The organism is Calothrix sp. CBUCES-K 9914, from assembly GCF_059640475.1.
Genome location: NZ_JBXXZH010000333.1, coordinates 1 through 8665, shown reverse-complemented (window position 1 = coordinate 8665; position 8665 = coordinate 1). Strand labels below are relative to the sequence as shown.

Below are 8665 nucleotides of genomic sequence, written 5' to 3'. Positions count from 1 at the left end.
ACAGGACTTACGATATTGTCACAATTGAGAGTCGGTGCGTGACGCTACAGGTCTTATAGCTACGTTGAAGTTTTTTTGTGGCGTCACACACCCTACGATTTTTATGTGCCAGTTGCGTAAGTCCTGTTTAAATAATGTTTTAACAATATAAATCCTCCCTAGCCCTGCTTATTAAGGGGGGTTGGGGGGATCATCTATTAGCTTTCCATCCGTTTAGCAAATGAGGATATGCTATGGGTTTGGGAAACATGCCTTGTATACTTGCTTGACGCTGTTGTATTGGTTCGTTACTCATGTTCCATAGGGTTTCGTAGAAGAAGAATGATACTCCTGCAAATTTACGCGCGCGCACGTTTTGGACTTGGGTTTGAATTTGTTGCATTGGTACAGGCTTACCTTTCAAACCGCTTATTATTCCGATACTAACAGGAATATGACTACGCGCGCTTTTAACTTCTGGACGGTCTAATTCGCTGTTAAATACTTTTAAGTCATTGCGGTATACTTGTATAACTAGTTCTTCAATTAGTCCCATTCTTTCCCAGCGTTCCCAGTCTGCAAGGAAGAAGTCATAGGAAAACCGTTGTGGGTTTGGCGCCATTGAAACTAAGCAATCTTTTCTTACAGCTTTAATTGCTGTAAATACCCGTTTCATATAGTTTGTCATTTTATTGGCACGCCAACGTAACCATTCTGGGTCTTGGGGATTTTTTGGAGGTAGTTTACCGCGATTTTCTTTTTTATATAGCGCTACTGTATAGGAATCATAACCTAGTTCGGCGGGTAAACCAAAGTGGTCGTCAAATTGAATACCATCTACATCGTAGTTTTTAACTATTTCTACAATTAAATCTTGCATGAATTGCTGGACATCTGGACGAAATGGGTTTAACCATACTCGGTCATGTGTGCCTTCTTTTACAATTTTAGTACCATCACGACGACTAGTAAGCCATTGTGGGCGCCGTTTTGCAAGTTCGGAATCAGCAGGCGCCATAAAACCAAACTCAAACCAGGGTATCACAGTTAAACCTTTTGCGTGTCCAGATTCAACTACTTCTTTGAGCATATCGCGTCCTTGTAATCCTGGTTCGGGGTCGAGGTCACGTCCAATAACTCGCTCCGCAACTTTACTAGGATATAACGTCCATCCCCAGTTCCATACCGTTGGGTATACTATATTAAAATTTAATTCTTTGAGACGCGCTAAAGCATTATCCAAACGCTGTTTATCGAATAGGACGTTACTATCTATATTAGTTAGCCAAACTCCCCGTAACTCACTTGCTGGTAAGCGGGAAGAAATTTGTGCGTTTATTGGTAAAGAAAATAACATTGTTACCGCTAAACTCAAAGCCACTAGTACAGCGAAATAACGCTGTTTCACGGGGTGCCTCACACTCCACTTCAAATCTATCATTGTTTATTCGTGTCACTCTTTGAAAGCATGATACACGTATGACCCCATATTTGGCTCATAAGTTGCTTGCAACGGATAAAACGGATGCAACGGATAGGTATGTACTAAATATTATATTTTGATTGAAAAATAATTTAGTCTTCTCTAAAACTCGATTTTTGACCGTCGTTGATGGATTATTAAGATTGATTAAGAAAAAAAAGAGATAATCTAAACACGATATGGAGATTTTAACTCGTTTGGACGTAATAGAAGCAATTCAGGAAAACTGGGCTGTTATAGTAGTCACTTGTATTCAATTTACAATTTGGGCTTCGTTATCGCTGTTGCTTGCTGAGGTATTGAGAGACAGCTACCACGCTTTGTGTCACCAAGTTAGTTGGTTAGCGAAATGGCATAACAAGCACCATATGGCTTATAAACGAGATTTTTCGGTTGTTTCGCTCAAAGCTTATCAAGATTCGCAGTTATACCATGATATTTTAGAATCGGGTTTACTTGTGGCAGTCGTAACACCGTTGGCTTTTATTATCCATCAAGCGGGGTTTTGGTTGGGAGTAGTTTACGCTTGGGGTTTTCTATATGGTGCGAGTTTAAGATATTTTCAGGGAAGTATTGATACAGACTACACACATTTGCCTGGACCTCTAGAAGAAGTTCCCTCTGTATGGCTGGTAAATAGAACCTACCACTGGCGCCATCATTTTGATAATGTGAATGCATACTATAGTGGTGTTTTTCCTCTGGTGGATAAAGTGCTTGGAACAGGATTATCGCTTCAAGGCAAAACAGTAGCTATAACTGGTGCATCAGGTGCTTTGGGACAAGCGTTAACAGCAGAGCTTGTTCAGCATAGAGCTAAAGTTGTTGCTCTCACAACTCGTCCCGACCAAATATCAACAGATGGGGTAAAGGTGCTTTCGTGGCAGATGGGTGATGAAGCTGCGCTTAAGGACAGTTTACAGAAAGTCGATATTTTGATTATCAACCACGGAATAAATGTATATGGCGCCCGTACATCAGAGGCAATAAATTCTTCTTACGAAGTAAATACCTTTAGTGCTATGCGGTTGATGGATATATTCATGACCACTATAACTGGGGCAGACGCTAAAGCAACAAAGGAAATTTGGGTTAACACTTCCGAAGCTGAAGTATCTCCTGCACTCAGTCCATTGTACGAACTTAGTAAACGCGCGCTTGGAGAAATTATCACCCTCAAACGGTTAGATAAGGTTTGCACCATACGTAAATTAATCCTTGGCCCATTTAAAAGCCAGCTTAATCCTTATGGTGTCATGTCGGCGCCGTTTGTTGCTAAAGGGATATTATTTTTAGCAAAGCGAGATTTTCGTAATATCATCGTCACCGTCAACCCTTTGACATATATATTGTTTCCCATCAAAGAACTCAGCACATTTTTGTATTACCGTCTCGTAGGGTGCGTGACGCCACCAAAAACTTTGAAACGAAGCGACTAACCTGGTAGCGTCACGCACCGACTCTCATAAGGTGCGTGGCGCCACACATCGGCACTCAAAAGGTGCGTGGCGCCACAAGTTATCAAGCTTCGTTGTACGATTGTTGGTGGCGCCACACACCCTACAAATGTGGGGTCAACCACCCCACCCTCGATTTGAATAGGGTGAATAAAATCGATTCAAGGTTATCCCAATAGATGTCAACAAAATTACTCACTTACCTACTCATAGGATGATTTCTCTGGGTAATTTTGCTGATATTTTCTTAGTAGTGCATTAAATTATGGTCAGGGTGTCAAATGATAGGTCTAGTTAAAACACAACGAGAATCAAAGCAAGATGCAGTATTGACTGCTGCAATTAAAACGTTGGCAAGGTCAATAATGGTGGCAAGTGGTGATTTTTCACTGCTTTTAGCTTGCTGCAATTCTCCAAACCGACAGCAGGATATAGTAAGTTTGCTCCATGATTTCTCTGCTGTTGATATTCAAGAAATGATTTTACCCGCAACAGCTGACACGCTTTACACTACTATTGTTAATAAGTTGGGTTCTACTCAGCCTGAAGCTCTCATGGTTAGAGGTTTAGAGTCGGTAATCTCCATAAATCAGTTGATTGTTTCTACGAACCTCATGCGCGATGAGTTACGTAAACAGTTCAATTTCCCTTTGGTACTGTGGGTCAATGATGATATTGTACGCCGTTTGGTATGGCTGGCGCCTGATTTGAAAGACTGGGCAGCATGTACTATCCGCTTTGATGCACCAGGTTCGTTTAATCAACAATCTTTATCTGCTTAGTGTACGTATAAATACTATACGTAATTTTATTGAGATAAATAACTAGGACATACAACAGTTTATATCTATATATATAGGAATAATGAGCTTGGCTCGTCTTTTTAAAGTTTCTGTAATTTGAAAGGAACAAAGGACGAGTGACTTTGCGTCTCTTTGCGTATAAACAGGGAAATTTATTATATCTACTTACTTTAATATTTCATCCCGAACGATGTAAGTTTAGGATGAAGGATTTGTTATTATTCGCAATTAATTATTTACAGCGAGTTAATTGCTAATGAATCGTTACTGCTCACACATTGTCGTTATGAAAAGCAATTTCAAAAGTAATTCTACCATGAATCAGCGCTCCTGTGTTACTGCTTTGATACTAAGTGGTATTTTGTCAGTTAGTAGCAGCATCACCTTACTTAATAGTGCTACAGCGGCGCCTACAAATTCTGCATCATCTGTTACAAAAGAAGTTTTAAAAGTTAGCAGTAATAATGAGCGTTTACCACGTTCGGTCAGAAATGCAGTCATCAGAGACTTATCACGGCGCCAAGGTATTTTACCATCAAAAATCAGCATTGTTGAATCTATAGAAAAAACTTGGCGGAATGGCTGTTTGGAACTAGCAGGGCCAGGTGAACTTTGTACACAAGCTTTAGTCCCAGGATGGCAAGTTGTCGTATCTAACGGTCGTGAAAATCTTATTTACCATACCAACAACAATGGTCGTATTTTACGTGTTACTAATCGAAATACTTCTGATAACGGTAATAACACTAGCTTACCCGATAGAGTTCGTGATGCAGTAATTAGAGCCGCATCATCTCGTTTAAGAGTACAGCCAACACAGCTTAACATTATTCAATCCGCAAAAAGAGACTGGAAAGACGGATGTTTGGAACTTGCTGAAGCAAACGTTGCATGTAGTCAACAAATCATTTCAGGTTGGCGTGTTGTTGTTGGTATCAAAGACGTAAATTTGGTTTATCATACTAACAATAGCGGTTCTGTTGTTAGATTGAATCGAACTGAAAGCAACGTTAACAACAAAGGTTTATCTGATAAAGCTGAACGCGCGGTTTTAAGAGCAGCATCTGGCAATACAGGTTTACCTGTTTCGGAATTAGAAATTGGCAGTGTTCAAGAAATTACTGTTGATGGTTGTTTGGGTTTAGCAAGACCTGGTGAAGCTTGTACAAAAATTGCACAACCAGCTTTTCGTGTCACCGTTGAAGCAGGTAAACGGCGCCTAGTCTACCATGTAAAACCAGATGGTTCGCAAGTCAGATTGAATTTAGCCGCAAGCAATATTACGTTGCCGCAAACTGTTAGTGATAGAATATTACGGCGCGTATCTGAAAGCACGGGAGTCCCTGTAGGAACACTATCGGTAATTAACGTTGAAAATGGAAAATGGGAAAAAGGACGTTATTGTCCTCCAGGTCAAGACTGCATTGCTCCTAAATCATATCAATGGAAAGTAACTGTAGGTAACGAACAAGACCGCTGGGTTTATTTGAGCAATGAAAACGGTGAGTCGTTACAGTTATTAGCAGATGGTTTACCAAAAACTGCCAGAAACGCAGTTTTATCTAAAGCTGCTCAAACAACGGAGTTACCACAACAAGCTTTAGATGTTGTTTCTTACAAACGTAAACAATGGTTCTTTGGTTGTGATGACCCAACTACTTTACCTGCTTGCACACCTGCACCAGTATCCGGTTGGGAAGTTAGTGTTCTACCATATAATATTCGTGAAGCATTAGTTTATCTTGTTAGCGATAACGGGTCACAACTCAAACTAGTTCAAGGTGGTAGACAAGACCAAGTAGGCACTAATGTTAATGTACCGATAAGTATTGCTAACGCTGTTTTGCGTGATGCTTCTAAATGGTCAGGACGGTCAGAAGATACGTTTAGAATAACTAAAGCGCAAAAACACACTTTTTCCAACCCTTGTAGTTTGACTTTCAACCAGGTATGTGACATGTCATATAGACCTGTTGCAGGTTGGAAAATTACAGTCGATAGTGGTCTTGGTACTTGGAATTATTTAGTTAGTGCTGATGCTAAGATTGTAAACCAAGACCAAACTCCAGCTTTGGCGCCAAAACTTGCAGAAGTGGTTAAAAAAGACGCTTTAAAACGTGGTGCTAAAAAGATAGAAAATCTTCGTGTAACTAATATCAAGTTAGAGAAGACGAATAGTAGAGACTTCGATGCACTAGTAACTGTATCAGACGGGATGCAAAATTGGGTATATGCCGTTGATAAAGATAGTACACAGTTTGAATACTTACCTGTAGCTAGCATACCAACAGCAATACTCAATAGCGTATTGGATGATGCACAGAAACGCGCGGTTACTAAAGTCAGCATGTCTACTAAAAACATTGTTGGCGCCGAACGAGTAACTTGGAGAAATGGTAATCTTGGTTTAGATGGGAATTCAAATACTGGCTCATCAGTAAGAGGATGGCGTATTACCGTTGCAGTTGGTAGAGAAAGTTTTGTTTACCACACTAACAATTTTGTTGGCAATGCAACTAATAAAATTGCTTTTCGATTAAATACAGACGCTAGCAAGATTTTAGATGGAGTGGCAACTGGGGGTATACCAATACCTACACGTGAGTTACCACCATCGTTAACAGATGGTATGGTATTCCGGTATGTCACAACAGGTGGTATTATTGGCAGAACCTACGAAACCGTTTTACTCGAAGATGGGCGCCTGATTCAAACTCGTGTCGGTGATACAAATGATTCCGACCGTCGAGTCTTCCGACTATCGCTCTCTGAAACAAAACAGTTTCAGCAGTTATTAAAACGGCAAGCAGAACAATTCCAAAATATCGCTTATCCTGCTCCAAATGGCGCCGCAGACTACATCACTTATACTCTTAGTACCGACGAAGGCACAGTTCAGTATAATGATATCTCGCGCGAAAAGTTGCCAGACAACTTGAAGGTTGTGTTGAAAGCTTGGAATGATTTAACAGCAACATTATCAAGCAGCAGATAACCAACTATATAAATCATATAACCTTGTATAATGTCTTGTGGAACGGGCATCTTGCCCGTCCCACATCTTTTACTGTCCACTAAAAAGCCTAACAACACCTAAAACAGTGATAAAGTAATACCAGTAGTCACTGTACATAAAGATAGGTGAAGAATTTGGGTAAGCAATTACACCAAAGTGCGATAATTAGTGAGAATCAAGCTTCAGATAGCTTGGCATCGCAGCATGGTGAAGAATCAACATTTTATTACTTTGCATATGGTTCGTGTATGTGTCCAGTAGACCTGAAAAGGTCACTAGGTGAAAAAACTCATCTTTATGTAGTAGGCGCCGGGACACTGAAAGGTTATAGACTAGGTTTTTATCGTTATTCTCAAACTCGTCAATGTGGGGTATTGGATGTAGTACCAGACCCCAAAGCTAGCGTTAAAGGTGTGTTGTACAAGTTACCTTGGCGCCTGAGTGAGCAGTTAGATAAACGGGAAGATGTGCCTAGAGGTGGTTATCGTCCAGAGATAATAGAAGTGCGTTCCCACGGTAAAGTTTATAAGAATGTGCGAACTTATGTAGTAGTGAATAAACTTGCTACTGAAGTGGCGCCGAATGATTGGTACTTTAATATAGTATTACGAGGCGCCGTTACTTGTGGACTGCCTGAAGAATACTGTTGGAAGTTGTTTAACCATATGTACCAGTTACAGAGACAGCAGCAGTCAGCTTAACTTTGAAGACCAGATGGCAAGGGATGATGAACGGATGTAACGGATAGTTGATTTTTTAGTAACCAGATTTTGTTTTCAACTATTAGCCCATCCGTTACATCCGTTGCATCCGTTGCGAATAATTAAACGCGCGCGAGCCAGTTTTTTAAATCGGTAATCGAATTAAAATCTAACAGAGCTTCCCCTAATTCTTCTAAACGTTTTGCACTCATACTTTGAATACGTTCCTGCTGAGTTTGACTCAAGTTACCAAAACGACGTTGAAGCAGGCGTAGAACTAACGTTGCAGCTTCACTTTGCCTACCTAGTTCCATACCTAGTTCAATACCTTCTTCCCTACCTAGTTCTCTACCTTCTTCCCTACCTAGTTCTCTGCCTTCTTCCCTACCCTGCTCTAAACCCTTTTCCATCCAGCTAGTAACAATTTCCATAACTTGCTCCTTTTGCTTTGTTTCTATGGTAGCAATTTGTTGACTAAACGCTTGTTCTTCCTCTGTATCTAGTTTCAGGTAAGTGTCGATGAATACAGAGATTTGTTCAATTTGTGCAGGATTTAAGCCTAATGAGCTAAGTAACTGTAGTGATATTAACTTTACCGTTGGACGTTCTACAACATCCATCTGCATTTTTGACATCAAAGCACTGGCAACCGGGTTTTGTTTGTTCGCGAAGTCTTGCCATTTGAGTTGATTTAACTGAACTACTTCATAATCAAACTGGACTATATTCTTGCCTTCTATACTGATGTTAAATTCAGCTGGTTGTATCGTCAACGGTGCATCATGAGAATAAAGTACAATTGGCAATATTGGAATCCGATATATTTTATACAATTCAACATAGTAGAAGAACATTCGTTCGTTGAAGTCTTTTTGAGTATAGGACTGATGCTCAATGTGTATAATGATTAGCGTCGGCTTGTTTTTGTATTTAGCTTGAACTAATACATCGATAATTTTTTTCTCACCTTTACGAGTATCAGTCAGTACTTCCTGTGGTAGAAATGTAATCGAGTCTTTGTCCAAAAGATTGCTCATATCTGGAAAAAATAACTCGATAAACTCAACAAAGAAATTTTGTAGTAGCTTTTTAAACAAGGTATCGTGGTCAATCATGAAATGACTTCTACTTTTTGTGCAACCTGGATGGTACGTAATTATTAAACAAAAAATTTGCGATATATACTTTCTTTATAAAGTCTTAATAATTAAATTTGAAGGAGCAAG

General features: G+C 39.9%; 7 protein-coding genes. 4 read left to right on the top strand and 3 right to left on the bottom strand.

The window, feature by feature from the left end:
• Positions 1 to 190: 190 nt before the first annotated feature.
• Positions 191 to 1420 (bottom strand): glycoside hydrolase family 10-like protein, encoded by a 1230-nt coding sequence (locus tag AC2JBO_RS40170; protein ID WP_496959221.1) that lies wholly within the window; start codon positions 1418 to 1420, stop codon positions 191 to 193.
• Between the two features lie 221 nt (positions 1421 to 1641).
• Between AC2JBO_RS40170 and AC2JBO_RS40165 the strand changes: the two genes are divergently transcribed.
• The gene (locus AC2JBO_RS40165; protein ID WP_496959220.1) at positions 1642 to 2901 is read left to right on the top strand and encodes a bifunctional sterol desaturase/short chain dehydrogenase; all 1260 of its coding nucleotides are present in this window, start codon (positions 1642 to 1644) and stop codon (positions 2899 to 2901) included.
• On the opposite strand, the gene AC2JBO_RS40160 is transcribed toward AC2JBO_RS40165, so the two are convergent.
• Complete coding sequence (locus tag AC2JBO_RS40160) at positions 2898 to 3044, bottom strand: hypothetical protein (RefSeq protein ID WP_496959219.1); 147 nt, start codon at positions 3042 to 3044, stop codon at positions 2898 to 2900. The genes AC2JBO_RS40165 and AC2JBO_RS40160 overlap by 4 nt on opposite strands.
• A gap of 156 nt (positions 3045 to 3200) precedes the next feature.
• Here AC2JBO_RS40160 and AC2JBO_RS40155 point away from each other — a divergent pair, with 156 nt between their 5' ends.
• The 3 genes from AC2JBO_RS40155 (at position 3201) to AC2JBO_RS40145 (ending at position 7439) form a co-directional block, all read left to right on the top strand.
• On the top strand, positions 3201 to 3701 hold the full coding sequence (locus AC2JBO_RS40155; RefSeq protein ID WP_496959218.1) for a hypothetical protein: 501 nt from the start codon (positions 3201 to 3203) through the stop codon (positions 3699 to 3701).
• A 337-nt stretch (positions 3702 to 4038) separates the two neighbouring features.
• Positions 4039 to 6717 carry a DUF8738 domain-containing protein gene (locus AC2JBO_RS40150; protein WP_496959217.1) on the top strand — a complete coding sequence of 893 codons (2679 nt, stop codon included), beginning with the start codon at positions 4039 to 4041 and terminating at the stop codon, positions 6715 to 6717.
• 146 nt (positions 6718 to 6863) lie between these two features.
• The gene (locus tag AC2JBO_RS40145) at positions 6864 to 7439 is read left to right on the top strand and encodes a gamma-glutamylcyclotransferase family protein (protein ID WP_496959216.1); all 576 of its coding nucleotides are present in this window, start codon (positions 6864 to 6866) and stop codon (positions 7437 to 7439) included.
• 122 nt (positions 7440 to 7561) lie between these two features.
• Here AC2JBO_RS40145 and AC2JBO_RS40140 read toward each other — a convergent pair whose 3' ends face one another.
• Complete coding sequence (locus AC2JBO_RS40140) at positions 7562 to 8554, bottom strand: Rpn family recombination-promoting nuclease/putative transposase (RefSeq protein WP_496959215.1); 993 nt, start codon at positions 8552 to 8554, stop codon at positions 7562 to 7564.
• Between the last annotated feature and the right edge of the window lie 111 nt (positions 8555 to 8665).